Origin of the sequence: Dyadobacter chenwenxiniae, from assembly GCF_022869785.1 — a bacterium.
GTDB classification, from domain to species: domain Bacteria; phylum Bacteroidota; class Bacteroidia; order Cytophagales; family Spirosomataceae; genus Dyadobacter; species Dyadobacter chenwenxiniae.
On record NZ_CP094997.1, the window covers coordinates 2,321,624 to 2,346,065 of the forward strand.

A 24,442-nucleotide genomic window follows, 5' to 3' on the forward strand; every position below is an offset into this window, starting at 1 on the left:
CATGAGAGACTATTATAATGTAAAAATCAATCTCCCGGGCGGGATTGCCTCGCCGGGTTATTTAAAAGACATTCTGACCGCAGCCTGGCATGCGAATGTGCGTAAAGTGCGCTTCGGATCGCGGCAGCAGTTACTGATGTCCGTGTTTTATGAGGATATGCGCTTTTTGGAAAAAGACCTGAAAAAGAGCGGGATATTCTACGAAATGAACACAGACCGGCAGCCTAACATTGTGAGTTCCTATTGTGGAGAGGAAGTTTTCAGGACGGGACAATGGTTGAATGCGAATGAATATCACTCGGTGCTGGACACCTTTGATTACGACCCTGCATTGAAAATCAACATTTCGGATTCTAACCAGAGCTTTACGCCGTTTTTTACGGGCAATCTGAATTTCATTTCCTCGCCCGAACCGCATTTCTGGTATTTGTATGTGCGTAACAAACAGACGAATACGGTTTATAAATGGAATGATCTGGTGTACACGAACGAAATCGGCCGGCTGGCAAAAGTGATTGAAGACTGCATGCTTTCGGGTGATCACTGTGAGGAAGAGAGTTTGTATGATTTGGTAAAAAAGAAGATTCGCTATGTCTCGCAACCTGCGTCATCGGATCTCGAATTGCCATCATTTTCGCTTCCCTACTATGAAGGTTTCAACCGTTATGAATCCAGAACATGGCTTGGCTTGTATCGCCGCGACGAGCTGTTTCCTATTGAATTTTTGCTCGATGTTTGCGCATTATGCCTCAAAACACGCATCGGCGAAATTTGCATTACACCATGGAAATCACTGGTAATTAAGGGAATAGAAGATCATCACAGAACCGACTGGAGCAACATTCTCGGCAAACACAACATCAATGTGCGGCACGCGGCGAATGAGCTGGCTTGGCAAACGGAGGACCATAATGAGGACGGCGCAAGTTTGAAAAATGACCTTATCCATTATTTTGATAAACACGATATGCGCACTTTCGGACTTTGTTTTGGCATACAAACCAAGGCAAAATCGGAAGTTTTTGGAAGTGTTTTGATTAAAAAACGGCCTTTGTTGCGGATGGGTGAGTTGGCCATGTTTCATGTTTACGACATTTATTATACAGAAAATTTTAATCCAAACAGCCGCACGCAGCTGCTTTTTGAAAAGGGTTTATACAAAATTCATGTTGCTGCCCAGTTGGAAAAACTTTGCAGAAGATTTAATAATCAGCGTTCCAGAGAGCACTTCAAAGTGGCGCCGCCAGAAACGGATGATGCGAAGTTGGCTATCAAAATCGTAGCGCTCATTTATCAATGTCCCGATTGCCTGACCGTTTACGACCCGGAATATGGTGATGCAGCACAAAACATAGCACCCGGAACAGCATTTGAGGATTTACCCGAAACATATTGCTGTCCAACCTGCGACGCCAGCAAAACCGAGATGACCGCGACAGAATTGAACAAATCAACATTATCAGAACTTCCAGTGTCATGACAATTCTTGATATCCGAACCCAATATTTTCAATTTGAAAATGATTTCGTAAACAACCTGCGCTGTATCCCCATGATTGTGAGATACAAACTGGATTCATGCCGGATCAAATTGCAGCTGGCTGATTGGGCTAAACTGAGTTTTGAGGAAAAGGAACAATTAGCCGATCTGCCTTGTCAATTTCCCGATGAAATAGAGGCATATGGCCGTTATGTGAATGCGCTGGTTTGGAAATACACCGGCCAATATCCATCGGTTTTAAAACAAATTGCGGATAGCTGGAATGAAACGCAGGAAATTCCGGCGGAAGTGAAAGAAAAAGCGAGCGAATTTGCTTGCCCGCAACTGACGACGGAACAGTGGAGAAACCTGGAAACGCTCCAGAGATTTGCACTGGTAAAGCTGGGTCGGTCGGGTCACGAAGGAAGCAATTTCCCGATTGCATGCAGCGAGTTCGGCTTAATGTGATCAATCTAACGCTTTCTCCAATCCCGCTTTTTGACTTCGGCACGCAGATCCGAAAGTCTTTTATCGGCATGCCGGCCATATAGCAAATGTTTAGGCTGCCCGACACGTTGCGAACCATAAATCCCGCGATGGCCCGAGAAAAAATACGCGACCACGCAGGCGAGTGCGACATAAACACCACAAGAAGCTCCAAACAGCTCAATCGCCATGATCGTGCAGGCGAGCGGTGTGTTGGCGGCACCTGCGAAAACGGCCACAAAGCCCATTCCGACCAGTAAAGCTGTTGGTAAGGGAATAAAATAAGAAAGAAAACTGCCTAATGTTGCTCCTATAAAGAACAATGGCGTCACTTCTCCGCCTTTGAATGCTGCGCCGAGGGTAACTGCGGTGAAAAGGATTTTTAATGCAAAATCATACGCTGGCAATGGCTCGGAAAAGGACTCCAAAATGACGGGAATGCCCAATCCGATGTAACGCGTCGTTCCGGTTCCAAACACAGCCAGCACTACAATAACGCCGCCGATAACCGGCCTTAACGGCGGGAAACTTACTCGCGCTTTGAAAACACTTCCCAAATAATGCGTCAGTGAAGTGAATACGATGGAACAAATTCCAAAAATACACCCGGCCAGAACCGCGCATAGCAAATTCAGCGGTGATATTTCCGGAACAAACGGAATGTGATAATGCGTATGTCCCACTTGCCATGCCCTGGTAGTCAGATCAGCAACCACGGATGCAATGAATGCAGGTAGCAATGCATCGTAACGCAATCTGCCGATCAGAATAACCTCAATTGCAAATATCGCCCCGGCCAGCGGCGTCCCGAAAACGGAGCCAAAACCAGCTGCTATGCCTGCGATTATGACCAGTTTTCTGTCGCGCGGGCGAAGCCTGAAAAGGTTTGTAAACTGATCGGCAATGGACCCGCCGATTTGCAAGGCCGTGCCTTCCCTACCCGCCGAACCGCCGAACAAATGCGTAGCTATGGTGCCAATTAGAATGAATGGGGCCATTTTCAGTGGAATAATGGTCGACGGGCGATGGATGTTTTCCAGCAAAAGATTGTTGCCAGCTTCCACGTCCTTTCCCCCATAATGATACATGCAACCGATTAAAAATCCTGCAACCGGCAGCAATGCAATGATCCACCTGTGGGCCTCCCGAAAATTCGTGGCCCAGTCCAGCGAAACCAGAAACAGCGCCGAAGCCGAGCCTGTAAGCACGCCGATCAGACTAGCGATCACGAGCCATTTTCCCGTGTAGAAAATAATGGGGAAGCGTCGGAAAAGCGGAACGAAGTTTTTGGGGAGGCGAAAGCGGTCAGGGGACAATTTTGAATGACTGAATTAGTGAATGAGTGAATTTGGTATATTTATGGCTCTCTGGACGAATCAATTTACAATGCTATGAAAGATCGGGAAATAATTATTACAAATTATGTAACTGCTTACAACAACTTCGATGTGGACGGAATGGTCGCCGACTTTGATGAGAACATTGTTTTTGAAAATATGGTGAATGACGAAGTGACGATGGAGCTCAACGGCATTGAAGAGTTTAGAAACCAGGCCGAGCAGGCGGTGGACCTGTTTTCATCCCGGCAGCAGACGATCAACAAGTTCATCCACAACGAAAACTGGTCGGAAATCGAGATCGAATATTATGCAGTACTGGCGATGGATTTGCCAAACGGCCTGAAAAAAGGAGACGAGCTTGACATGGTTGGCAAGTCTGTCTTTGAATTTTCTGAAAACAAGATCGTCCGTCTAACGGACATCAGTTGATTCGATGACAGTACATCTACAAAAAATCAAACAAGCCATTCAGCAAATTTCGCCTTTGCCCCAGGATGAATGGGAGGCGTTTTCTTCTAAATTGGCTGTCAAACATTACAAGAAAGGTGCATTCCTGATATCCCAGGGACAGGTTGAGAATTTCATATACTTCTTGAACAGCGGGGCAACGCGCAATTACTTTTTACATGATGGCAAAGAGTTCACTGTTGATTTCCAATTTGAATGTGATTTTGTGACGGCTTACTATTCCTTTATCACGCGCGAACCCAGCTCTGTAACCATCGAATTGCTGGAAGACACGGAAGCAGTTGCCATTTCCCATGCTGATTTGCAAAACTTTTACCGAAGCTTCCATAATGGTGAAAGAACCGGGCGCCTGATTGCCGAGTATCAGTACACTAAGCGGTTACGCAAAGAAATGGACTTACTTTCACTTACGGCCGAGGAGCGATACGCGAATTTGATGCAGCGCAATCCAAGGTTGGTTCAGGAAATTTCAGTGAAGCATCTTTCTTCTTTTTTAGGCATCCAGCCTGAAAGTTTGAGCCGGATCAGGAAGGCGTTCGCACGAAACTAACATACATCATTTCCCCGCTTGGTTTCATTTTGGAATTTTGTATAAATCAAAATTGGCCACCTATGAAACCATTCGCCTTGTTACTCATCGTATTCGCATTGACTGCGACCATTTCCAAAATATTTTCCAGAGACTGGAACCTGCCATTGAGCGGTAACCTTGCCTTGGGTGTTATGCTTTGCTTCACAGCGCTCGGCCATTTTATGTTTACCAAAGGCATGTCCATGATGATCCCGGATTTTATTCCCTTTAAGAAGGAAATCGTTTATTTCACTGGAGTTTTGGAAATAATACTGGGCTTAGCACTGCTTCTCCCTGCGTTCAGGCCAATAATCGGCATCATCATCATCGTTTTCTTCATTCTGATCCTGCCCGCGAACATCTACGCCGCCATTAAAAATCTCAACTACGAAAAAGGCACCTTCGATGGCGAAGGCCTGCGCTATCTCTGGTTCCGTGTGCCGCTGCAACTATTTTTCATCGCCTGGGTCTGGTTCTTCGCGGTGCGGGATTTGAACTATTGAAAAATATTTACCCAAAAGTTGGCTATTTACCAACTTTTGGGTATTTTTGTGATGCCAACATGTTCCAACTATTATGAAAAAACTTCAACTCATTATGGAACATGGTTATCGTTCAGTTACGCAAAATATCCGATTTTGCCAGGAATCATTCCGATTCGGGGAAGAGCTTGTCCGTTTGGAAAACTGTCGTCGAGGAAGCGAATTGGCAAAAGAGCAGTGAAGTTTTACAAGACTTTCCGAGAGCGAAAATTCTCAGTAACAAACGGGCCCGGTTTAAAATCGTAGGAAATAAGTACCGGCTTATTGTTGAAGTTGACTATGAAGATCAAATTGTCGAAGTGAGGTTCGTGGGAACACATTCGGAATATGATCAGATCAATGCGGAAACAGTTTAATACCTAATATAACTATCAATGAAAACACAATGGTTTTTGATCGAGAATGATGGCGATTATGTGCTGGCGCTTGCTCGTTATCAGGAAGTGAAGAATGCTCCCAAAAATAGTGATGCGCATAAGGAAAAACGCTTGCTTGTTCACCTTATTTCTGAGTATGAAAAAATTGGGGCGAACCTGATGGAGGTTGACCCGATTGAGCTGATTAAAATCCGAATGGATGATTTTGGTTATAAATCGGCTGATTTGGCGAAAGAATATGGCGATAAGGGAACGGTTAGTAAGGTCTTGAATTACAAACAAGCCTTATCGCTTACTATGATCCGGAAATTCAGCAGGCTGCTGCGGATTCCGGTGGAGGCACTGACGCATGAATACGAACTGCGCTGATTACTTGGCCAGCTCCACAGTCACCGCGTTTTCAAGTTCCTTGCCATGCAGGTTCACCCCTACGATCGTGCCGCTTTTATCCAGTAAAACATTAAAAGGGAGCGCTTCAATTTCGTAGGTTTTGGCGACAGGGGATGTCCAGAATTTCAGATCGCTGACCTGGATCCATTTGATCTTGTATTTACGGACTGTTTTCTCCCAGGCTGGCTTCTTGCTGTCCAGCGAAACGCCGAAAATTTCGAACTTTTTCTCAGCATTCCCCGACTTGTTGAATTGATTATAAAGCTTTTTGAGCTCCGGCTGCTCCTCTACACATGGCGCGCACCAGCTCGCCCAAAAATCAACCAGAACAACCTTCCCTTTTTGGGATGAGAGTGCGATCGAATCGCCCATCAATGAAGGAAGCACTATCTCCGGCGCTCTTCCCCCAATTTTAATCACATTACCCTGAGCCGCCGCATTCAAGCAGCCCAACAATCCAAAAACCAAACCCAACCCAGTCAATTTCAACATCGTAAATACATTAACTAACTCCTTAACTCATTCAGCGCATGACGCCCGCTCATTCAATCATTCAATCATTCAATCATTCAATCATTCAGCGCAACGGCGCCCGCTCATTCAGCGCATCAGCGCCCGCTCATTCAGCGCACGCCGCCTGCTCACTAATTAACCGGATACCCCGCATCAATCCAGTTTGTCTTGATATTTTTAGGCACATTCAGGAGTTTGGCCTTTGCGAAACCCTTTTCTTTGATCAAACTGAACGCCGGGCGGATGTTAGGACACTTGTCGAACGGGCAGCAGCCGCAGTACAAAATCACTTCCCGGTCTTTCTTTTCCTTCGAAAGCATTTTTTCTAATTTCTTGATATTATCCTTTTCTTTTCCGGGTCCCACGTCCACCGAACCTTTGATAACCGCCTGTGGGCCAATGTTGATGATCAGCGGTTTGGCAGCATCAGGATTTTCGATAAGCGCAGCCAGCTCACTGGTAGGCATGAGTTGGGATTCCGTCCACGGCTCCTCTTTCGTCTGAGCCTGGATATGGAGTGAGAGCAGGATAAAGGAGAAAATCAGTAGAAATTGTTTAGTGCTTTTCATCATTATTTTACATTGAATGGTTTAAAAATCAGAAACCGGAATATGCACCGGGTTCATTTTATCGTACTGTGATCAGCGGCCCGTCGTGCCCGGGTTCCAGCCAGCCGAAAGATATCAAGTTATTGCCTAAGACGGCCATTGTTCTTTCGAAATCCGCAGCATGTTCCTCACTTACTGCAACGAGCAAACCGCCGCTGGTCTGCGGATCGGCAAGAATATATTTTTGGCGGTCGGTAAGCGGTCCCACTTTATGCCCATAACTTTCCAGATTTCTACTGGTTCCTCCCGGAAAGCACTGCTTATCGAGATAATAGGGCAGCGAGTCGATCACGGGGACTTTTTCAAACTCAATAACCGCTGACAAGCCGCTTCCTTCACACATTTCGGCAAGGTGGCCCAATAACCCAAAACCTGTAACATCCGTCATGGCTTCCACACCATCCATTCGGGCGAAAGTTTCGCCCAGGATGTTCAGTTTCACCATGCTATTGAGCGCTATTTCAGCATCCGCGTCTAGCAAAAGGCCCTTTTTCTGTGCAGTGGATAGTATTCCCACACCCAGCGCTTTGGTCAGATACAAACGGCACCCTGCCTTCCCAGTGGAGTTCTGTTTAAGCTGCCCGATGCTGACCAGACCGGTAACAGCCAGCCCGAAAACGGGCTCGGGGCAGTCGATACTATGTCCGCCTGCGAGTGTAATGCCTGCTTCGCCACAGATGGCACGCGCGCCTTCGAGCACGCGCTGTGCCACCTCCGGCGCCAACTTATCGACAGGCCAGCCGAGGATTGCAATCGCAAGGACCGGGTTTCCACCCATGGCATATACATCACTGATGGCATTTGCGGACGCGATCCGACCGAAATCGTAGGCATCGTCCACAATGGGCATGAAAAAGTCCGTGGTTGAAATGAGCGCAGTGCCATTCCCGAGATCGAGAACAGCCGCATCATCACGTTTATCGTTCCCTACGAGCAGTCGCGGGTCGGCTTGTGCGATGACGGGACTATGCAGGATTTTGTCCAGGATAGCCGGGCTGATCTTGCAGCCGCAGCCGGCTCCGTGGGAATATTGCGTTAGTTTAACAGTTGTTGTGTCCATGGGGTTTGCTATGGGTGCGCTGTGGCCGGAATAGTGTTGATATAATTTAAAATCTGCTTTGCATTTACAGTCATATCCTTGCTTGTAATGTCCATAGTCAGCACCTTTTCGGCGCTTCTTTTGGCCATATCTTTCTGGTAAGTCTTGTCATAATAAACGAGCACGATACGGATAAATTCTTCCATATTTCCCTCACTGATGGCCGCTATTGCTTGCTTCGTCTGCAATGGTCCCAGCCTTTTGTGAATGCGGTTTGTGCAGGCGATCAAAAATTCTTTTTCGAGCGGGCCGTATTCCAATGTTAATGCCTCAACCCGCTGATCCAAGCCCACTTTGATATCGATCAGCGTGGCGCTGCTCATTTGATTGAAAAAGGGCGCAGGAATTGTAAGTTTGCCAATATTTCTGCTCTCGTCTTCCACCCACAGGCACTTTTCCCTATTGATATCTTTCAACTGGCAGGCCAGATTGTTTTCAAACTGTTCCTGCGTGGGCTGGACAAGCCTGTTCATCGTGCCATAGGACGAGCCCTGATGCTGCGCCAGGTCTTCCAGATCAATTACTTGTTCGCCCAGCGACGCGAGTTCACGTAAGATTTTTGTCTTGCCCGATCCTGTCCTGCCTCCCAATATCAGGAACGCCGCTGGTTTCTGAAACTGTTCCAGCGCCCATCGCCTGAAACTTTTATAACCACCTTCAATGAGAAAAACCTCAAAACCATAAAGACTTAACGCCCAAGCCATGGCACCACTCCGCATGCCGCCCCGCCAGCAATGCACTGCAACTTTTTTACCGGGAGCAACTTCGAGAGCATGCTTGATAAAGCCCGACCATTTGGAACCGGTTAAGTCAAATCCTAACAGAATCGCTTCCTCCCTCCCAACCTGCTTGTAAGTTGTCCCGACCAAAACCCGCTCTTCGTTGGTAAACAAAGGCAGATTGAATGCGCCGGGAATGTGCCCATGCGCAAACTCCGCCGGCGTGCGCACATCAGCCAGCGGAACACCGCCTGGTAAAAGAAAATATTCGTTGATCGCTATTGTTCTGATCATCTTGGCACAGGCTTTGCAGGTTTCAGTTTTATCAAAAAATTCGGACCTTCAATTATGACAAAGACATTGCAAATAGCGAATATACTGGCATTCATTGCGACAGTAATCATGAATTACTTGTCGAATACAGGCATTTTCAATAATAATACAATGGCCACGGTCTCGGCCGAATATCAAAATTTCTTCACACCCTCTGGCTATGCGTTCTCCATTTGGGGGGTGATTTACATTGGTCTGGCTGCATTTGTAATTCATCAGAGCCGAGGGCTTTTCAATGATAAAAAGGCGCCGGAGATCGTAGGCAGGATCGGATGGCTTTTCGTCATTTCCTGCATTGCGAATTGCCTGTGGATCATTGCCTGGCTTTATGACTATACGGGCGCTTCCGTGCTGATAATGATTGTGTTACTCAGCTCATTGCTGGGAATAGTTTTAAAAACACGCATGGAACTGGATCTGGTCACTATGAAAAAAATTGCCTTGGAATGGTGGCCTTTTGCATTATATCTGGGCTGGATTACCGTTGCATTGATCGCCAATATCGCTGCTTATCTTACCAAGATCGGCTGGGATGGCTTCGGGATTTCTGCAAATGCCTGGACCATCATTATGATCTGTGTGGCAGGTTTTATCCAACTCTTCCTGACATGGAACCGTAATTTGCGAGAGGCTGCAATGGTCGGCGCATGGGGGCTTGCCGCGGTTGCTGTGGCAAACTGGGGAGCGCATCAGGACATTGCGTTCACGGCAGTTGCTGTCGTTGCAGTAATCCTGATCAGCAATGGCTTACATGCCTATATGAACCGGGGCAAACATTATCTGGTCAAATAACTGACGTTAACATTGCTAAATGACCTTATTGACACCAGGAATTCTGATGACGAAGTCGCCCAGCAAAAAACTGAATATAACGCCCAGGGGAGTTACGATCAGCAGTTTCACAACCGGGTCCACGTCCCAGGACCTTAGTAAAAGTGAAAGGGAGATGAGCACGAATGGGTGCAAAATGTACACGGCAAACGCGCAGCGGGACATTCTACTGAGCAGAGCGTTCGGCGTATTTAAGTGCTCTTTGCCATATGCAAAAAGTGCGACCATGATGCACACACCTGTAATTTGTTCCCAAAACGCATAGAATGCTGCCTCGCCGTGCAACCCGCCGCTGAACCATTCCAGAGGATTATCGAAAATCATCTTGATTGCATAAACCATCGGGAAACCAATAAAGATCATGCACAGCGCGATGGTCTTTATTTTTTTGTACTGACCGGAATTTAGCTGATCCAGCCATTTGCTTTCTGCGGCCGCGATGCCGACCATAAAAACGGCGATGTATTGCGGAAAATGCCCGAGCTGGAACCCAACCGGATCCAGCACCCAACCCACCGGAAAACTCAGCCTGACTATGAAACTGACAACGGCGAGGGCGGCTCCTAAACGCAGAATATTTTTCACCGCAGGCATGGGCCAGACGTCGGGCGGAGATGTTGCAATGCTTTTCCAAACTGCATAAAGAAGGCTGAAAAGCAGCAACGCCACTACAAACCACAAAACGCCCACGCTGATCCAAGAGTCGTAACCGGATAAAAATTGCAGGAATGTAATGTGATGCTCCCCGGCGTAATAGTAAACCAGGTAGTTCATGACGGGCGCCAGTACGAAAGAGTAAAACAACAGCGGAATTCCAAGACGAAACAATCGGTCCCTAATAAAAACCGTTGCGCCTTTCTTTTTGTAAGAGGACGGAATGAACAATGCCGACAGGAAAAAGAAAAAACCCATAAAGTACGACTGATTCACGGCCACAAACATTGTCATAGCCATGATAGCACCGGTAATGGTTGTTTTTTCTGAATAATACCACCCTCCCGGCGCGCCGTAAGTGACAAAAGCATGATGCGCAATCACAAGAGCGGTCAGCAGCACTTTCAGATAATCAATGTATACGATTTTACTTTTGGGATGATCGGGAATTAGGGCAGATGGCGGAACCTGGTGTGACATTTCTTCTCGGTTATGGCTAATAGGACCAAGTTACAAAAAAGCTCATGGAATGTCAGGATTGCGCGTCTGCTGGCTGCTTATGGATTTTTTGATAGGCCTTTTTCAGCACTTCCTTAATCACCTCGAGCTTCATCGGCTTGGAAATGTAATCGTCCATGCCGTTGTTCAGGCAGTTATTTCTGTCTTCGGTCATGGCGTTGGCGGTGAGGGCTACAATGTATGGCAATGCGCTGTGGTCTTTCCGGATGATCTTGGTTGCTTCGAGGCCGTCCATTACGGGCATTTGCAAGTCCATCAGGATCACATCATAGGCGGTCGAGGCCAATTTCTCAATGGCAACCAAGCCATTTTCGGCTATCTGGATTTCGTAACCCAGCTTTTTAAGCACGTAGTCGATAAACTTCTGATTCACCAAATTATCTTCGGCAACCATTATTTTGAGAGGAAATTGGATTGAAAAATCGGTTTCTAGCATTCGCTTTTCTGGTTCTGATTCGGATGGAAGGTGTTGTTGGTGAGTCAGTGCAGCAAAAATACTTTTTAATAAAACAGATTTACGAACGGGTTTGGTTAAAATGTCTGCAAAAAGTTCAGGGAATTTCATCCTGGCGTCGTCACCGGCTGAACTTAATAAAATTACGGTTACGGATGGGAAATCTGTTGCTATCTTTCTGGCAAGCGAAACACCGTCCTGTTCCGGCATATCCATATCGGTCACCACAAGCTCGATCTGACTATCGCGCTGCAATGCTGCTAAGGCCTCGCAAGCAGATTCGGCCAGAACCGGTTTCAGTTTCCATTGCTCGGCATGGCTTTTCAGAATGTTGAGATTTGTTAAACTGTCGTCGACAAACAATATGCCTTTTCCTTCAATCTGCACCAAATTTTGCGCTTCATTCGGCTTCGACTTCATTTTTTCAACATAGCCGACTGATATATAAAAATGAAATGAAGACCCTTTTCCGTATTCGCTCTCTACGCGAATCGCACCATTCATGAGGCGGACGAGCCTTTCGCAGATCACGAGGCCGAGACCGGTGCCGCCATACATGCGGTTTACGGAAGAATCCACTTGTGAAAATGGTTTGAACAGGTTATTCAGACTTTCCTGCTTAATGCCAATTCCGGTGTCCCGGACCGTAAAACCAACATCAATTTCGTTGTTTTCAGCTGATGTATTAGGATAAACATGCACGTAAACTTCACCACGGCTCGTAAATTTAATGGCGTTATTGATCAGGTTGGTCAAAATTTGTTTCAGCCTCGAACTGTCGCCCACCAGATAATCCGGAAGGCCTGGTTCAATGTGATACAAGAGATCAATATGCTGCTTCGAAGCTTGTAATGAAAACAGGTCCATGATTTCTTCAATAGTCAGCCGTAGGTCAAATTCATGTGCTTCGAGGTCGATCTTGCCGGATTCTATCTTTGAAAAATCCAGAATGTCGTTGATGACATTCACCAGGGTTTCTCCGCAGCTTGCAATTGTCTTGGTATAATCTTGCTGTTCCTCGGTCAGTTCTGTTTCCGAGAGCAATGCAGTCATGCCAATGACGCCATTCATGGGCGTCCGGATTTCATGGCTCATCGTAGCCAGGAAAATGCTTTTCGCCTGATTGGCCCGCTCCGCTTCTTCTCGCGCCAGTTGCGCCTGTTCATGCTGCTCGAACAATTCCTCCGTCTGGACGCGCAGTTCTTCCGATTGCGATTGTAACTCCTCATTCAGCGCATGCAGATGGTCCGCCTGCGCATGCAGCTCCTCAGCCTGTTTTTGCACCGTCGCCGTGCGTTCTTCCACCAATTTTTCCAGGTTCGCCTTCTGCCGGATAATGGTGTTTACGCGATAAAGATATAGCCAGTAAACCGTACATACTGCTACGATAACCGAGGCAATCCTGAACCACCAGGTTGCCCAGAACGGCGGCCTGACGATAATGTTCAGGCTGTTTTGCCCGGTGATCCATACGCCCGAAGTGTTCTGCGCCTTGATTTTGAACACATAATTGCCAGACGGCAGATTGGTATAGATGGCGGTGTTATCGTCTCCAACATAATGCCAGTTTTTGTCAAACCCTTCCAGGGAATAAGCGTAGCTTTTTTGAAAAGACGAAAAATCCAGTGCCGCGAAAGTAATCGAAATGAAGGACTGGTCATGTGAAAGTGTGATCGTTCGCGCCTGGGAAATTTCCTGAGGCAAAACGAGTGCATATCCGTCCGGATCCGCATCTGCTTCGTCGCGGTTGAACACTTTAAAACTCGTTACGATAATGGGATAGTTACTGCTTTCCCTGCTGATTTGCCTTGGATTGATTTTATTAAAACCATTGACCCCACCAAAATACAAAATACCCTCCTTATCCTTATAGGCTGATTTTTGATTAAATTCCCTCGCTTGCAGGCCATATTCAATCGTATAATTCTGAAACTTTTCGGCTTTTGGATCAAAACGGGAAAGCCCGCTCACCGTACTAACCCAGAGCATGCCCAAATCGTCCTCAATAACCGCTTCGGTAACATTGTTGACCAACCCCTCCTTGGTCGTATATTTTTTGAATTTGCCCGTATGCGGGTCAAAACGGATGAGCCCCCGCAGCGTTGAGAGCCATAAGATGCCGTGCTTGTCTTCTGCAATGCTATTGATCGCGCTGTTAAAAACGCGTTCGCTGTCACTCACCCGAAATCTCGTAAATGTGTCGGTCGCACGGTTATACCGGTTCAGCTGGCCTTCATCCGTGCCCATCCACAAGTTACCGCTGCGATCCGTGAGGAAACAATTAATAGTGTTGTCAGATAGCGTTTTCGGATCGGTAAGCTCACTGAGATAATGCTTAAACCGCCTGGTTGCAGGATCAAAAACATCCAGCCCTTCGCCGTAAGTGCTTAACCATATCCTGTTATCGGGCGTCCTGGCTATTGCATATACATTGTTGGAATACAAGCTGTTAGTATCGTTTTCGAGATGTTTCAAAACAGTAAACCGTTTTGTTTCCGGATCAAGCACATTCAATCCGTTTCCCCATGTCCCGATCCAAAGCTTGTCTTCATGATCGGGAACAATTGCGAGGATATGCTCCCCTGAAATGCCTGAATTTTTTGGACGGAAAGCACTGAATTTCTGCTTTTTTTTGTCCATCAGATTTAGCCCGCCACCATCCGTTCCGATCCAGATGTTCCCATCCCTGCCTTCAAAAAAGCAAAGCACGAAATCGTTTGAAAGACTGTTTGCCGACGAATTGTGTTGGTAATGTATGAAGCTGTTGTTGCTTTTGTAAATGCTCAGTCCGGCGCTGTAGATCCCCAGCCAAAGGTTTTTTTGCCGGTCTTTGAAAATGTAATCCACGGAATTTCCGGCGACGCTGCTCCTATCCACCTCGTCGTGCGTATAGGAACTGAATGTCCAGCTTTGTGTATCCAGAATATTCAGTCCGCCGTTTTCGGTGCCGATCCAGATCTCGCCGAAATGCTCGTTAATGCTCGTAATGTTGTTATTCGAGATCGATGCAGGCTCCTTTGGGTCATTCTTAAATCGCTTGAATGAGCCATCACCCGGCTGATAAAGGTTAAGACCAAAACCGTATGTGCCCACCCAAATCCTGCTTTTACTATCCTGAAAGATCGCCCGTATATCATTGCCCGACATGCTTTTCCCACCATTATCAGACACAAATCTGCGAAAAGCCCCCGTTTTGCTGTCCAGCAGGTTCAATCCTTGTGCAGTTCCGGCCCAGATATTGTTCTGTTTGTCACAAAAAACAGTGTTAACATTGTTTTCGCTTAGACTCTGCGCGTTTTTTTCGTCAGATTTATAATGTTTTAATACGGTCCGGCTGATCGGATCGAAAACATCCAGGCCGCCGGTTGTTGCAATCCATAGCTTTTCATTCTGATCAAAAACTATCTTGTTTACATAATCCCCTGAAATTGATTTCGGATCATTTCCTTTAAATATATATTTGGCAAAAACACCCTTATGCGGGTCAAGCACATTTACTCCGCCGCCGCTGGTTGCGATCCAGATATTGCCCGACCGGTCTTCCGCGAGCGCAGTCACGAAATCGTTGCTGATGCTGTTTTCGTCTTTGTCGTCGTTTTTGTAAATCTTAAATTCATGGCCGTCGTAACGGTGTAAGCCACCATTCGTCCCGATCCAGATGAAACCGGTGTTATCCTGCATGACGCAGTTCACATTATTGTTCAAAAGACCATTTTCAGCGGAAAGGTGTCGGAAGTGAAGCGGCTTGTTTTGCGGGAAGGCTTTTAATGCAATAAATTGCATTAAAATGAAAAGAACACAACAGGAAGAGGTCAACTTCATCGGGCCGAGTACGTAAAACTACTTTTGCAATTTTTGTAGAAATATACATTTAAAATATAACTATCTGCTGAATTTTTCGGCCTGTGAAACTAAAACTATGGAAACTCGGAAATGCCTGCTAATCATTGACATGCAGAACGGTTCTTTTACTGCAGAATCAAAGCGCTACGACCCGGAAGGGATTGTGAAACGGATCAATGAACTGTCTGCCCAATTTCGTGCGAACGATCTGCCTGTTATTTTTATACAACACAATGGCACCCGGCTAAACGAATACATTCCTGACACGCACGAATGGCAGATCCTGTCCGATTTGCACGTCGGACCGACTGATCTGATTATCGAAAAAGAAGCGCACGACTCGTTTTATAACACCGCACTTGAATCCAGATTAAGCGAACTAAACGTAACCGAACTGGTCATAACAGGCAGCGCAACTGATTTCTGCGTCGAGTCCACGGTCCAGGCTGCCTTATCGAAAGACTATAACATTATCGTTGTCGAAGATGGCCACACGGCAGGCGACAGGCCGCATTTAGCCGCAGAACAAATCGTCCGGCATTACAACTGGATATGGGGCAACATGATCCCGACTGAGGGGAAAATTGAGGTTATAAAAAGCGAAGCAGTCATCGCTTTGCTTGACTAATGCGCTTATTACCAAACGGATTCAGCATTTCATCACCTCGTCCACCATTGTGGAAGATCCCAGATAAATCGGGGATCGCTGGTGGAAGGAAGTGGGTATAATGTCGAGAATAGCGCCGAAGCCGTCGATGGCTTTTCCACCTGACTTTTCTGCGATGAATGCCAGCGGATAGCATTCATATAATAGCCGGAGTTTACCCTCGGGCGTTTTTTGGGTAGATGGGTAAAGGTAAACGCCGCCCCGGAGCAAATTGCGATGGAAGTCAGCAACCAGGGAGCCGATGTATCGCGCAGTGCAGGACTTCTCTTTACATTTGATCAGATATTGCTGTACAAATGCCGGATAATCATTGATATAGCCGTCATTAACAGAGTAAATGGTGCCGTTCTGCGGCGAACAAATGTTCTTGTGAGATAATATAAACTCTCCCAGTGAATGATCGTAAGTGAAGCCGTTCACGCCTTCACCGGTGGAGTAAACAAGCATGGTCGACGAGCCGTATAAGATGTAACCCGCTGCAACCTGCTTTCGTCCGCCTTGCAGGAAATCTTCTTTGGTGGCTGGCCCGTCAATGGGCGATACGCGTCTGTAAATGGAGAAAATTGTGCCTATTGAAACATTCACATCAATGTTGGACGAGCCGTCGAGCGGGTCCATGGCCACCACATATTTGCCGTGATCATTACCGGTGTGAATAATGTCTTCGTCCTCTTCGGACAGGATCGCGCACACTTCTCCGCCGTTTTTCAATGCCCTTATGAACCTGATATTGGCGATAATGTCCAGTTTTTGTTGGTTTTCGCCCTGCACATTATCCGTTCCGTTACCGCCCGCAATGTCCACCAGGCCTGCGCGGTTAATTTCCCGGTTAATGATCTTTCCTGCCAGCGCGATGTCCCGCAGCAATTGGGACAGCTCACCCGTTGCATAGGGGAATGCACTTTGGCTTAACATAATAAACCTGTCGAGCGTCACGCCTACGGGCAACGCAAGTTCCTGAGCAGTTTTCGGACTCATAACATGAATGATTAGTAGATGGACAAATGTTGAGCACTCGTGCAGCAGGATTTAGGATTCAATCGTTTTTTGAGCCTGACTTGTCGATAATAACAGCAATCAATATGACCAAACCTTTCACAACTTGTTGCCAGAAAGGCGACACATTAAGCAGTACGAGGCCATTATTAAGCACGCCAATAATGATTGCGCCCTGAACCGTCCCTAAAATACTGCCCCGGCCACCGGATAGCGAAGTGCCGCCGATCACCACCGCGGCGATAGAATCCAGTTCGTAGCTGATGCCGGCGTTCGGCTGTGCAGAATCAAGACGCGAAGTTACCATGATGCCCCCGACAGCAGCCAATGCACCTGCAATCGTGTAGACAATAATTTTGACCCTATTCACCTGAATACCAGACAATCGCGAAGCGCTTTCGTGGCCTCCGATCGCATAAATGTAACGCCCGAGCCGCGTTTTGTTGGTGACAAAAACGGCTATGGCTACAATCACCGCCGATATCCAGACCGGCACGGGAATGCCCAAAAACCAGCCGGTCCCGAAATATAAAAACGTGTCTCCTAGCCCGCTGATCGGAAAACCCTGCGTCCAGAGCATGGTTAACCCGCGGGCGACCGTAAGCATGGCCAGCGTTGCGACAAATGGAGGCACATTGAACTTGGTAATAGTCCAGCCGTTGAATGCGCCCATGGCCGACCCCGTGATTATTCCGGCGAAGATTGCGCCAAGAATCGTAAAACCAATGTAAAGGTTGTTGTCCGGAAGCTCGATGCCGTTTTTAAGCAAACCGGCCGTTATCGCGCCGCAAAGTGCTAATACAGAGCCCACGGACAAATCTATTCCCGCAGTAAGCACGATCAATGTCATGCCTGTTGAAATACAAATATTCACCGAGATCTGCCGCATGACGTTCCAGAGATTGGAGACGCTGAGGAACTTGTCCGACAAAATACTAAGTCCCAGGCACAGCAGAAAAAGCGCGATGAGGGACTGGAAACGCAGTAATTTGGATCGGTCTAATGCTATATTCATGCTTGTTTTTCAAAATTGGATTGCGGGATTGCGGCCCGCAAAATGGAATCTTCGGTGGCTTCGCTGATTGGGAAACCAGCGGTTAACGCGCCTTCGGCCATCACCAGGACCCTGTCGGAAACTGCCAGAATTTCGGGTAGCTCGGAGGAAACGACTATGATGCCCAGGCCATCTTCGGCCAGTTTAATGATCAGTTTGTAAATTTCGTTTTTGGCATTGATATCGATCCCGCGCGTTGGTTCGTCGAGCAGGAGGAGCTTGGGTTTTGTGGCCAGCCACTTTGCCAGAACGATCTTTTGCTGGTTTCCGCCGCTCAGGTTATTTGCTTTTTGGTTTTTAGAAGATGTCTTGATTTGCAGCTCGCCAATGTATTTATCCGCGAGCACCACTTCTTTCGCATCGCTTAATGTCCCCAGTTTTTCAAGATCCGGCAGTGTGGTCAGGCTAATGTTCGTTTTTACATCCAGGCCGAGCACCAATCCATCTTTTTTGCGGTCCTCAGGCACCAGCGCCAATCCAGCTGCGATGGCTGCGGAGGGAGATGCACATTTCAGTTCCTTCCCTTCCATTACAATCTGACCGCTCATGCCGCCTGCATGCAAACCAAAGATGGTCTCCAACAACTCGGTCCTCCCGGCACCCATTAATCCAAAAATACCAACGATTTCTCCTTTGCAAATTTCAAATGAAATGCCCTTCAAAAGATCTTCCTTCGGACGGATGGGATGTTTTAATGTCAGGTTTTTCACTTCCAGCAACGTCTCACATTTGGCCTCGCCAGTGCTTTTGCGCATGATCTCGATCTTCCGCCCCACCATTTTCGCAATCAGCTGATCCTGCGTAATACCCTCCATTCGCCCGAATTCGATGGATTTGCCATCTCTTAACACGACATAATGATCCGCGATCCGAAACAATTCGTCCAGCTTGTGGGAGACGTAAATAATCGCCTTGCCTTCGTGTCTAAGGTTTTCAATGATATCAAAAAGCAGATCCACTTCGCTGCCGGTTATGGCGGACGTAGGCTCGTCCATAATGATCAGGTCGGCGTCTGTGAGCAGTGATTTAGCGATTTCTACAATTTGCTGCTGTCCTACTTTCAGCTTCACCACCTGCGTTTCGGGCTTCACTTTCAGTTTCAGCCTGTCCAGCAATTCCTGCGTTTTTTTGCGCATCCGGTTCTTATCAATCGTCCCGAACTGCGTGCGTATTTCCCTGCCAAGAAAAATGTTTTCAGTAATGGTCAGATATGGGATCAGATTGAGTTCCTGGTGAATGATCGCGATGCCTTTTTGCTGCGCGTCTTTCGGGCCAGAGAACTTTACAGGCGCACCTTTGAAATGAATATCTCCTTCAAAATCCTGGTAAACGCCGGAAAGGATCTTCATCAGTGTAGACTTCCCAGCGCCATTCTCCCCGATCAATGCGGTGACTTTGCCTGCCTCTATGGAAAGGCACACGTTTTCAAGCGCGATGACGCCCGGGAATCTCTTCGTTATGTTGTTGACTTCCAGCATTTGAAGATATGATTGGTTTACAAATCCCTTATTTTCAAGCTAATAGGGATAATTTCAATATTATCCAGCTTCAAATGTTCCTGATTCAATTCAATAGCCCCCGCAAACTCAACCACATCGCCTTTTTTCACTTTTGATCTAAAAGGCGGGATCACTTTTTCGCGGATGATCCCGTTGATTTCAGCTGAGACATTGTTGAAATCCATAGAATTGGAAAACGCGTTGATATCGATCGTCCCGGAAGCATCCCGCACTGCATTACCAAAAACATATTCAGTAGCAATGCGCATTTCGGGTTGTTCACCGTCAGATTCCAGCCTAATCAGCACCTGATTTTCCTCCACACCCGTCACTTTTCCAGTGCCTTTGATCAGGAAATATTTAATGTTCCCAATGCCTAATGCGTGCGCGTGATCCTTGAAAGCCTTGTCTTTGTCTGTTCGCAGAAGCGACAAAAGCTGCCCGGTTTCAGCCGATTTTGCCAAAGACGGCGTGAGCTTTTTAGTCCAAAATTCTTCCGCATATTTGGCCGCATTGAAAGAAGCAGTTCCTGCTTTCACCTCATCCAATTTTTTGAAATACACCGAATTATAAGCCAGAAAAGCTACTATCAGCAGGAACACACCATACCGGATCATTTTCTTCATCGCTATTCCTTTTTGCCGTAAGCGGCGTAATTTTCAATGTTATCCTTCACGACCAACTCCACAGCCACCGGCATTTTCTTGGGAAAATCGCGTTTGCCTTTGAAATATTCGTCTGCAAAATTAGCGGCCGTTTGCGCCATCACTTCGGGGAACTGCATGCCGGTCGCCATGATCTTTCCGTCCTTGACGGAATTGACCACGTCTTCGGCACCATCAAATCCGAACACCTTTACTTTATCCGCTTTTCCCGCTGCAACCAGGGCCTGATATGCGCCCATCGCCATGGCGTCATTACCACAAAAAACCGCATCAATGTCGGGCTGGGCTTGCAAAATGGATTCCAGCACTTCCATAGCCTTGTTCCTGTCAAAGTCGGCGCTTTGCTGTGCCACCATTTTCAAACCCGGATAATGGTCAACCACGCTGTGAAAACCTTTCGAACGGTTCCAGGTGTTATTATCACCCACCATGCCGAGGATCTCGACGTATTTTCCTTTTTTATTCAATGTTTCCACAAAATATTTCGCAATCGCCACGCAGCCTGAGTAACTGTCGGACAAGATCTGCGAAGTCGCGGCCTCATTGGAATTCACTTCACGGTCCATGCAAAATACGGGAACGCCGGCCGCTGTGGCATTTTTTACATTGACAATAGACCCGTCCGCATCCGTTGGATTAAACAAGATCGCGTCATAGCCGCTTGCCATCGCATTTTCGAAATGATCCGTTTCCAGCGATGTATTGTTTTGAGAATCAAACACTTTCGATTCATAGCCCAGCTCTTTCGCCTTGGCCTGCGCCCTTTCGGCCAGGAATACAAACCAGGGATTGTTCAGCGTAGAAACTACGATCGCCATTTTCTTAGGCTCTTCCGCACCATCTTTGGATTTGCAGTCCGCGAATGTGAGTGCAATGATTGCGAAAAGTAGAATGCTGTATTTTCTCATTGATCTCATGTTGCTTTGATTTGTCTGGGCGTTTTGCTATAGACTTGCTAAGTCTTTAAGACTTAGCAAGTCTGGGTCCCTCACCCACATTACTCAGGATAAACCGTTACGATCACCCGCTGATATCTCGTCAGCGCTGGGACGCCCTTATCTGTCACGGCCAGGACAATATGTATCGTTTCCGGTTTTTCAACCTTCGGAGCACTAAAAAATGTGCTTTTGGTCTGCCAGTTGTTGATTCCCAGCGGGTCTTTCTGGTTGTAAGAGCCAGGCTCAGGATAGTAGATCCATTGATAAGTAAGCTCGTTTCCATCGGGATCTTCCGAACCTTCAGCACTTAATGTTACTTTCTCGCCGGCTTTAGCCCTGATGACATTTGCATGCTTTAATGCGGCTTTTGGAGGGTGATTCGCCTCTTTATAAGGCTTGATCGTCCAGTCCATCCGCGCGGCAAAGTCATTCTGAAACGCTTCCCGCCACCGCCACAAAGTGGCTTTGTTACTGGTATGAAATGCACTGTCAACGCCTTTCACTTCGTCCATGGCGTCGGTGTAGATTGGGCGGGTTTCCGGCTCATAAAAATATTTCAATGTGTGTGGCGTGTACAATTCATAGCGACCGCCCCAGCCGCCGAATTCGGGATGCTCCGGATCATTTAAGCCGTTGTTAACCAGCCCTAAAAACGAAGGCGTGTCGCCTTCCATGAGGAATTTCGTGAACGGGTATTCTGCGCCTAATGGTCCGTGATTACGCACGTTTTCGTCGAGCCAGGGATTGTCCACAATGGTGAAATTCGCGCCCACGAACCTGCCATGAAACTTGTCACCGCTAATGCCCGACCACGTTGCATAATGGTAAGCGCCTGCCGCATGGTAACCCGGACTGCCCACATAAAACAAATCGGGAAAATTCTTCCGGATCCACGGTCCCGTATCGTCCTGATCTGAAATGGTGTACATTCTGATTTTGGAAACAAACTTTTTGAGATCTTCCGGCGACCGTGTCATTTTCACTTTCCAAAGCGCCTGCGCAAGACAGTTAGCACCGCCCCAAACAGGAATCCAAACCGGCCTGTCATCTTTTTTATCAATCACCTTAATGATCCATTCCGAACCTTCCGAATCTTTACCTTTTCCAACCGCATTCAGCCCAAATTCGGGAAAACTGCTTTTGGTAATGCTGAGCAAATATTCGGTTTCGGGAAAGCCTTTTTCGTGGAGCAACAGGTTGTTCCTGACTTTGCCATACGCATTAATAAGCTGCTTGATTTTTTCAGGAGCGATCCTTTTTTGCTGGTGAATGGAAGTGGTCGCGATCAAACCTTCCACATCCCAATGGTTGGAATAAGTCAGAAAACGAACCATTGACTGGGTGTCGTCCGGTTCATTTTCAATGTCTGTCAAAATCAAAACCCGGTGCTTTTGAGCAGCAGGCTGCGCTTTGGCCAGTGAAAAACCAAGCATGAGGGCAGACATTGCAATGTATCTTGACAACTTCATAAAAAATTCCCGATTTACCATATTTGAAAGAGGTGGCTTATTTCCCGACTTATCCCGGAAAACTTTACCCCTACCCGATTTAATTTATTCTCCCAAAAGGGCAAGTGCGGTTTGTGTAATCCCGTCCTCCGAAATTCCGTAATGATTGAAGATTTCCTGCTGCGAACCGGTTACCGTGTATTCGTCTGGTATACCAATGATTTTGAAACGGTTACGGAAATTATTCTGGATCAAAAATGAAGCGCAAGCCTCGCCTAGCCCACCGTAAACACTGTGTTCTTCCACCGTAATGATGGGTTTGTCCCAAGCAGCAATGTCTGATAAAAGATTGTAGTCCAATGGCTTAATGGTGTGCATGCTTACGACTGTCGCCGCGAGGTTATGTTCCCTTTCCAGCTTCCGGGCGGCCCGGCAGGCATGTTCAACGGTTTCGCCGGTGGCAATGATCGTCAGGTCGCTTCCTTCACGGATGACGCGACCTTTGCCAAATTCAAATGATTTTTCGGCAGACAGCAAAGGCATTGATTTTTTTCCAAAACGAATGTAAACCGGCAAATCGGTTTCCGCGGCGAGCTTAACGGCCTGTTCCGCCTCAAAATTATCAGCCGGAGCCACTATAATGAGATTGTGAATGGTTCTTAAAACTGCAAAATCGTGCAAACTGTGATGCGTTGAACCTAATGCACCATAGCTCACGCCCGCACTGATCCCCACCAGCGTCACCGGATTATTGGAATAGGCAACGTCATTTTTGATCTGTTCCAAAGCGCGGGCAGTCAGAAAACAAGCTGGCGAAACTGCAAAAACTTTCTTCCCGGTCGAAGCAATTCCAGCCGAAACTCCTACAAGGTTTTGCTCCGCAATGCCCACTTCAATGATCTGATCCGGAAATTTTTGGCCAAAAGGAACGAGCTTCCCGGACCCTCGCGAGTCGCTGGTTACAACGATAATGTCCTTGTCCGTCTCTGCCAGCAGCTGCAAAACACCGGAAAAAACTTCCAGGTTGGTCTGTTGCGCAACCGCAATGTTATCAATAGTCGCATCCACAATGCTATCCGTTTTGATTAAAACCATTCCTTTTTATGCCGAAGCCAGCGTTTCTCCATACAGATCCAGCTCCTGCACGGCATCTGCATATTGCTTCGGATCGGGTACGCCGTGATGCCATTTCAGCTGATTTTCCATGAAACTGATGCCTTTACCCTTCACCGTGTGTGCAATAATGAGACTCGGCTTGCCCTTCGCAAACGGCAACGCATCGAACGCTTCTGTCAACTGTTTGATATCATGCCCATCCACGTGCCGCACTTCCCAGCCAAATGCTTCAAATTTTTTATCAACAGGGTCTGTATTAAGCACGTCCGCCGTAGGGCCGGAGATCTGTAATGTATTTTTATCCAAAATCGCACACAGATTGTCGAGCTTGTAATGCGATGCCGACAATGCTGCTTCCCAGTTGGAGCCCTCCGGCAGTTCGCCGTCGCCCAAAACCGTGAAAACGCGGTAATCTTTTTTATCCAATTTCCCCGCAATGGCAGTGCCCACGCTCAGTGAAAGTCCATGCCCCAATGCACCGGTATTTTGCTCAACGCCATGCACTTTGCGCGTAGGGTGGCCGATATAATGCGATTGATATTTGCAAAGTGTTTCCAGATCCGATTCCGGAAAAAAGCCCCGGGAGGCCAGCACAACATACAATGCTTCCACCGTATGCCCTTTACTCTGAATGTAACGGTCGCGGTCGGGAGAAGTGAAATCGGTCGCATCCACATGCATCGTATGATTGTAGAGTACGTTCAGGATATCGATACACGACAGGCTGCCGCCGGTGTGACCCGCTTTGGCCTGATAAATGTATTTGAGTATTTTCTTGCGGTACTCTACCGATTTCTGCGCTAACTCCTTTTCCGACATGGTTTTCCTGGACT

Annotated in this window: 24 protein-coding genes; 9 read left to right on the plus strand and 15 right to left on the minus strand. The window is 47.2% G+C overall.

Translation table 11 applies throughout. The annotated features are described in order from the left end of the window. Position 1 precedes the first annotated feature (1 nt). Positions 2-1,480: a rubredoxin gene (locus MUK70_RS09560; RefSeq protein ID WP_234656397.1), complete on the plus strand. Its 1,479-nt coding sequence runs from the start codon at positions 2-4 to the stop codon at positions 1,478-1,480. Continuing rightward, positions 1,477-1,947, plus strand: coding sequence for a nitrate reductase associated protein (locus MUK70_RS09565; protein ID WP_234656396.1), 471 nt, complete (start codon positions 1,477-1,479; stop codon positions 1,945-1,947). The genes MUK70_RS09560 and MUK70_RS09565 overlap by 4 nt, the downstream gene beginning before the upstream one ends. Positions 1,948-1,952: 5 nt before the next feature. Here the strand turns inward: MUK70_RS09565 and MUK70_RS09570 are convergent, their stop codons facing one another. Continuing rightward, a complete protein-coding gene (locus MUK70_RS09570) occupies positions 1,953-3,281 on the minus strand; it encodes a voltage-gated chloride channel family protein (RefSeq protein ID WP_234656395.1) in 1,329 nt (442 codons plus the stop codon). Between the two features lie 75 nt (positions 3,282-3,356). Here MUK70_RS09570 and MUK70_RS09575 point away from each other — a divergent pair, with 75 nt between their 5' ends. The 5 genes from MUK70_RS09575 to MUK70_RS09595 all read left to right on the plus strand — a co-directional run bounded on the left by MUK70_RS09575 (position 3,357) and on the right by MUK70_RS09595 (position 5,632). Beyond that, positions 3,357-3,734: a nuclear transport factor 2 family protein gene (locus MUK70_RS09575; protein WP_234606616.1), complete on the plus strand. Its 378-nt coding sequence runs from the start codon at positions 3,357-3,359 to the stop codon at positions 3,732-3,734. Positions 3,735-3,738: 4 nt separating this feature from the next. Then, a complete protein-coding gene (locus tag MUK70_RS09580; protein WP_234656394.1) occupies positions 3,739-4,323 on the plus strand; it encodes a Crp/Fnr family transcriptional regulator in 585 nt (194 codons plus the stop codon). A gap of 62 nt (positions 4,324-4,385) precedes the next feature. Next, entirely contained in the window at positions 4,386-4,847 is a 462-nt protein-coding gene (locus MUK70_RS09585; protein WP_234656393.1) for a DoxX family protein, read from the plus strand. Positions 4,848-4,948: 101 nt separating this feature from the next. Then, positions 4,949-5,242: a type II toxin-antitoxin system HigB family toxin gene (locus MUK70_RS09590; protein WP_234656392.1), complete on the plus strand. Its 294-nt coding sequence runs from the start codon at positions 4,949-4,951 to the stop codon at positions 5,240-5,242. An 18-nt stretch (positions 5,243-5,260) separates the two neighbouring features. Continuing rightward, positions 5,261-5,632, plus strand: coding sequence for a helix-turn-helix domain-containing protein (locus MUK70_RS09595; protein ID WP_234606612.1), 372 nt, complete (start codon positions 5,261-5,263; stop codon positions 5,630-5,632). Here MUK70_RS09595 and MUK70_RS09600 read toward each other — a convergent pair whose 3' ends face one another. From MUK70_RS09600 to mnmH, 4 genes are all read right to left on the minus strand, one after another. Next, on the minus strand, positions 5,633-6,145 hold the full coding sequence (locus MUK70_RS09600) for a TlpA family protein disulfide reductase (protein WP_234656391.1): 513 nt from the start codon (positions 6,143-6,145) through the stop codon (positions 5,633-5,635). It abuts the gene before it with no gap. A 152-nt stretch (positions 6,146-6,297) separates the two neighbouring features. Continuing rightward, the gene (locus MUK70_RS09605; RefSeq protein ID WP_234656390.1) at positions 6,298-6,738 is read right to left on the minus strand and encodes a rhodanese-like domain-containing protein; all 441 of its coding nucleotides are present in this window, start codon (positions 6,736-6,738) and stop codon (positions 6,298-6,300) included. Positions 6,739-6,793: 55 nt separating this feature from the next. After that, entirely contained in the window at positions 6,794-7,834 is a 1,041-nt protein-coding gene (selD, locus tag MUK70_RS09610; RefSeq protein WP_234656389.1) for a selenide, water dikinase SelD, read from the minus strand. Positions 7,835-7,842: 8 nt separating this feature from the next. Beyond that, positions 7,843-8,886 carry a tRNA 2-selenouridine(34) synthase MnmH gene (gene mnmH / locus MUK70_RS09615; protein WP_234656388.1) on the minus strand — a complete coding sequence of 348 codons (1,044 nt, stop codon included), beginning with the start codon at positions 8,884-8,886 and terminating at the stop codon, positions 7,843-7,845. Between the two features lie 54 nt (positions 8,887-8,940). On the opposite strand from mnmH, the gene MUK70_RS09620 reads away from it, so the two are divergent. After that, complete coding sequence (locus tag MUK70_RS09620; protein WP_234656387.1) at positions 8,941-9,717, plus strand: TspO-related membrane protein; 777 nt, start codon at positions 8,941-8,943, stop codon at positions 9,715-9,717. Positions 9,718-9,732: 15 nt separating this feature from the next. Here MUK70_RS09620 and MUK70_RS09625 read toward each other — a convergent pair whose 3' ends face one another. Then, positions 9,733-10,890, minus strand: a complete 1,158-nt coding sequence (locus MUK70_RS09625) for an acyltransferase family protein (protein ID WP_234656386.1) — start codon at positions 10,888-10,890, stop codon at positions 9,733-9,735. 52 nt (positions 10,891-10,942) lie between these two features. After that, complete coding sequence (locus tag MUK70_RS09630) at positions 10,943-15,166, minus strand: hybrid sensor histidine kinase/response regulator (RefSeq protein ID WP_234656385.1); 4,224 nt, start codon at positions 15,164-15,166, stop codon at positions 10,943-10,945. 136 nt (positions 15,167-15,302) lie between these two features. Between MUK70_RS09630 and MUK70_RS09635 the strand changes: the two genes are divergently transcribed. Next, complete coding sequence (locus MUK70_RS09635; RefSeq protein ID WP_234656384.1) at positions 15,303-15,854, plus strand: cysteine hydrolase family protein; 552 nt, start codon at positions 15,303-15,305, stop codon at positions 15,852-15,854. 21 nt (positions 15,855-15,875) lie between these two features. Here MUK70_RS09635 and fbp read toward each other — a convergent pair whose 3' ends face one another. The 8 genes from fbp to MUK70_RS09675 form a co-directional block, all read right to left on the minus strand. Continuing rightward, the gene (gene fbp / locus MUK70_RS09640; RefSeq protein WP_234656383.1) at positions 15,876-16,871 is read right to left on the minus strand and encodes a class 1 fructose-bisphosphatase; all 996 of its coding nucleotides are present in this window, start codon (positions 16,869-16,871) and stop codon (positions 15,876-15,878) included. 58 nt (positions 16,872-16,929) lie between these two features. Further along, a complete protein-coding gene (locus MUK70_RS09645) occupies positions 16,930-17,904 on the minus strand; it encodes an ABC transporter permease (RefSeq protein WP_244784781.1) in 975 nt (324 codons plus the stop codon). After that, positions 17,901-19,421, minus strand: a complete 1,521-nt coding sequence (locus MUK70_RS09650) for a sugar ABC transporter ATP-binding protein (RefSeq protein ID WP_234656381.1) — start codon at positions 19,419-19,421, stop codon at positions 17,901-17,903. Before MUK70_RS09650 ends, MUK70_RS09645 begins: the two co-directional genes overlap by 4 nt. A gap of 17 nt (positions 19,422-19,438) precedes the next feature. Continuing rightward, positions 19,439-20,068 carry a DUF2291 domain-containing protein gene (locus MUK70_RS09655; RefSeq protein WP_234656380.1) on the minus strand — a complete coding sequence of 210 codons (630 nt, stop codon included), beginning with the start codon at positions 20,066-20,068 and terminating at the stop codon, positions 19,439-19,441. Between the two features lie 2 nt (positions 20,069-20,070). Continuing rightward, positions 20,071-21,024 (minus strand): D-ribose ABC transporter substrate-binding protein, encoded by a 954-nt coding sequence (locus tag MUK70_RS09660; protein ID WP_234656379.1) that lies wholly within the window; start codon positions 21,022-21,024, stop codon positions 20,071-20,073. Positions 21,025-21,104: 80 nt separating this feature from the next. Further along, positions 21,105-22,490, minus strand: a complete 1,386-nt coding sequence (locus MUK70_RS09665; protein ID WP_374759725.1) for a DUF1593 domain-containing protein — start codon at positions 22,488-22,490, stop codon at positions 21,105-21,107. A gap of 108 nt (positions 22,491-22,598) precedes the next feature. Beyond that, complete coding sequence (locus tag MUK70_RS09670; protein ID WP_374759724.1) at positions 22,599-23,561, minus strand: transketolase family protein; 963 nt, start codon at positions 23,559-23,561, stop codon at positions 22,599-22,601. A 33-nt stretch (positions 23,562-23,594) separates the two neighbouring features. Further along, on the minus strand, positions 23,595-24,428 hold the full coding sequence (locus MUK70_RS09675; RefSeq protein ID WP_234656376.1) for a transketolase: 834 nt from the start codon (positions 24,426-24,428) through the stop codon (positions 23,595-23,597). Positions 24,429-24,442 lie beyond the last annotated feature (14 nt).

What these genes read in the sequence shown, in the direction of transcription:
- MUK70_RS09560 (WP_234656397.1), top strand. Translation starts at nt 2, where the DNA reads ATGAGAGACTATTATAATGTAAAAATCAATCTCCCGGGCGGGATTGCC.
- MUK70_RS09565 (WP_234656396.1), top strand. Translation starts at nt 1,477, where the DNA reads ATGACAATTCTTGATATCCGAACCCAATATTTTCAATTTGAAAATGAT.
- MUK70_RS09575 (WP_234606616.1), top strand. Translation starts at nt 3,357, where the DNA reads ATGAAAGATCGGGAAATAATTATTACAAATTATGTAACTGCTTACAAC.
- MUK70_RS09580 (WP_234656394.1), top strand. Translation starts at nt 3,739, where the DNA reads ATGACAGTACATCTACAAAAAATCAAACAAGCCATTCAGCAAATTTCG.
- MUK70_RS09585 (WP_234656393.1), top strand. Translation starts at nt 4,386, where the DNA reads ATGAAACCATTCGCCTTGTTACTCATCGTATTCGCATTGACTGCGACC.
- MUK70_RS09590 (WP_234656392.1), top strand. Translation starts at nt 4,949, where the DNA reads ATGGTTATCGTTCAGTTACGCAAAATATCCGATTTTGCCAGGAATCAT.
- MUK70_RS09595 (WP_234606612.1), top strand. Translation starts at nt 5,261, where the DNA reads ATGAAAACACAATGGTTTTTGATCGAGAATGATGGCGATTATGTGCTG.
- MUK70_RS09600 (WP_234656391.1), bottom strand. Translation starts at nt 6,145, where the DNA reads ATGTTGAAATTGACTGGGTTGGGTTTGGTTTTTGGATTGTTGGGCTGC.
- MUK70_RS09605 (WP_234656390.1), bottom strand. Translation starts at nt 6,738, where the DNA reads ATGATGAAAAGCACTAAACAATTTCTACTGATTTTCTCCTTTATCCTG.
- selD (WP_234656389.1), bottom strand. Translation starts at nt 7,834, where the DNA reads ATGGACACAACAACTGTTAAACTAACGCAATATTCCCACGGAGCCGGC.
- mnmH (WP_234656388.1), bottom strand. Translation starts at nt 8,886, where the DNA reads ATGATCAGAACAATAGCGATCAACGAATATTTTCTTTTACCAGGCGGT.
- MUK70_RS09620 (WP_234656387.1), top strand. Translation starts at nt 8,941, where the DNA reads ATGACAAAGACATTGCAAATAGCGAATATACTGGCATTCATTGCGACA.
- MUK70_RS09625 (WP_234656386.1), bottom strand. Translation starts at nt 10,890, where the DNA reads ATGTCACACCAGGTTCCGCCATCTGCCCTAATTCCCGATCATCCCAAA.
- MUK70_RS09630 (WP_234656385.1), bottom strand. Translation starts at nt 15,166, where the DNA reads ATGCAATTTATTGCATTAAAAGCCTTCCCGCAAAACAAGCCGCTTCAC.
- MUK70_RS09635 (WP_234656384.1), top strand. Translation starts at nt 15,303, where the DNA reads ATGGAAACTCGGAAATGCCTGCTAATCATTGACATGCAGAACGGTTCT.
- fbp (WP_234656383.1), bottom strand. Translation starts at nt 16,871, where the DNA reads ATGAGTCCGAAAACTGCTCAGGAACTTGCGTTGCCCGTAGGCGTGACG.
- MUK70_RS09645 (WP_244784781.1), bottom strand. Translation starts at nt 17,904, where the DNA reads ATGAATATAGCATTAGACCGATCCAAATTACTGCGTTTCCAGTCCCTC.
- MUK70_RS09650 (WP_234656381.1), bottom strand. Translation starts at nt 19,421, where the DNA reads ATGCTGGAAGTCAACAACATAACGAAGAGATTCCCGGGCGTCATCGCG.
- MUK70_RS09655 (WP_234656380.1), bottom strand. Translation starts at nt 20,068, where the DNA reads ATGAAGAAAATGATCCGGTATGGTGTGTTCCTGCTGATAGTAGCTTTT.
- MUK70_RS09660 (WP_234656379.1), bottom strand. Translation starts at nt 21,024, where the DNA reads ATGAGATCAATGAGAAAATACAGCATTCTACTTTTCGCAATCATTGCA.
- MUK70_RS09665 (WP_374759725.1), bottom strand. Translation starts at nt 22,490, where the DNA reads ATGTCTGCCCTCATGCTTGGTTTTTCACTGGCCAAAGCGCAGCCTGCT.
- MUK70_RS09675 (WP_234656376.1), bottom strand. Translation starts at nt 24,428, where the DNA reads ATGTCGGAAAAGGAGTTAGCGCAGAAATCGGTAGAGTACCGCAAGAAA.